This window comes from Stenotrophomonas sp. HMWF023 (assembly GCF_003060985.1).
In the GTDB taxonomy this organism is placed as follows: domain Bacteria; phylum Pseudomonadota; class Gammaproteobacteria; order Xanthomonadales; family Xanthomonadaceae; genus Stenotrophomonas; species Stenotrophomonas lactitubi.
Genome location: NZ_QAIJ01000279.1, coordinates 6,632 through 8,358, shown reverse-complemented (window position 1 = coordinate 8,358; position 1,727 = coordinate 6,632). Strand labels below are relative to the sequence as shown.

Here is a 1,727-nt window from a genome sequence, read left to right as displayed (position 1 = left end):
TGCTGCGCGGGTTGAACCGCGATGCGAAGCTGCTGCTGTCCCGCTTCGGTGACGTGCCGCTTGCGGAGCTGCTGGATACCGGCCGCTTCGATTTCGAGCGCGCGCAGCAGGCTCCCGGCTGGGTGAAGGAACTGCGCGGCGAGCACACGCCGGAAACCGAGGAGTACGGCATTGCCAGCTTCGTCTACCGCTCGCGACGGCCGTTCCACCCGGCCCGCTTCGCACGCACGTTGCAGCACGGCATGCCCGGGGTGATCCGCAGCAAGGGCTGGTTCTGGCTGGCCAACCGCATGGACTGGGTGGGCGAGTTGAACAGCGTGGGCGCGGCCACGCGCACCCAGGCGGCGGGCTTCTGGTATGCGGCGCGCGAGCGTGTGCGCGCTGGCCAGGAGGACACCACGCCGCTGCTGCCGCCAACGCCACTGCCTTACAGCGATCTGGGCTGGGCACGGCAGCAGGCCGACTGCTGGAGCGCGCCGTTGCCCGATGCACAGGAATTCCCGGACGCGGCAGCGCACGCGGCGATGGCACGCCTGTGGCACCCGCTGTGGGGGGACCGCCGGCAGGAACTGGTGGTGATCGGCGTGCACATGGACGAGCGCGCGGTGCGCTCGGCACTGGATGCATGCCTGCTCAACGACGACGAACTGCAGGCCGGCCCCCTGCTGTGGCAGCAGATGCCGCAGACGTTCCCGGTGTGGAAGCGTGGATGAGTAGATCCACGCCATGCGTGGATGAATGCTCGGCTGGCAGTAGATCCACGCCATGCGTGGATGAGAGGCTGCAGGAGCCGAGCACGTGCTCGGCTCTACAGCTCATCGCTTCCGATGGACGTGGACGCATTGCCAGCCAGTAGATCCACGCCATGCGTGGATGAATGCCTGTAGGAGCCGAGCACGTGCTCGGCTCTACAACGCATCGCGCCACTGCCAACCTGCATCACCGACCTGCAGCACCTGCGTTGGCTGCAAGGCCTGCAGCAGATGGGTGTCATGGCTGACCATCAGCAATGCCCCCGGCCATGCCGCCAGCAGTTCTTCCAGCGCCTGCAGCGCGGGCAGGTCCAGCGCGTTGCCCGGCTCGTCCAGCAACAGCAACTGCGGTGCAGGATCGGCATACAGCACGCTGGCCAGCGCACCTTTCACCCGCTCGCCATCGCTGAGGCTGCTGGCCGGGCGCTGGATGCGCTGTGCATCCAGCCCTAGCAACGCCAACCGTGTGCGCAGCTCAGCCGGATCGGCCTTGGGATGGGCAGCCTGCACCGCGTCGAGAATGCTCTCTTGACTGCGCAGATTCAGCAGCTGCTGGTCGAGCAGGGCCAAGGGCGCGTGCCGTTGCACCTGCCCGCTGTCAGCTGGCAGCGCGCCGGCCAGCACGCGCAACAGCGTCGACTTGCCGCTGCCGTTGTCGCCGACCACCGCAATACGCTGGCCCCGACGGATCTCCAGCTGCAGTGGCGCCCGACAGCCGCGCGGCAGCACCAGGTCATGCGCCTGCAGCAAACGGGCCTGGCCACGCTCGCCTTCGCCACTGAACAACGCCAGTTCCGGCGACACGTGCACCGCTGCTGCGGCGGCGCGTACCTGCGCCGCGCTGGCCTGCAGGCGATCGCTCTGGATCTGCTGCGCGCGCCCGTGGCTGGCTTCGGCGCGCTGCTTCTGCCGACCGAGCAGGATCGGTGCCTGGTTGGTCTCGCGCGCCTCGCGGTTGCCGCGTGCCTGGCGCTT

2 protein-coding genes are annotated in these 1,727 nt (G+C 68.6%); one reads left to right on the top strand and one right to left on the bottom strand.

Annotation, left to right across the window (positions count from 1 at the left end; all coding sequences use genetic code 11):
- Window positions 1-713, top strand: a 713-nt coding sequence (locus tag DBR20_RS15880; RefSeq protein ID WP_181393107.1) for a GTP-binding protein, incomplete at its 5' end; no start/stop codon positions are given.
- Between the two features lie 195 nt (window positions 714-908).
- Here DBR20_RS15880 and DBR20_RS23325 read toward each other — a convergent pair.
- The coding region (locus DBR20_RS23325; protein ID WP_258223391.1) for an ATP-binding cassette domain-containing protein at window positions 909-1,727 on the bottom strand (819 nt) is incomplete at its 5' end.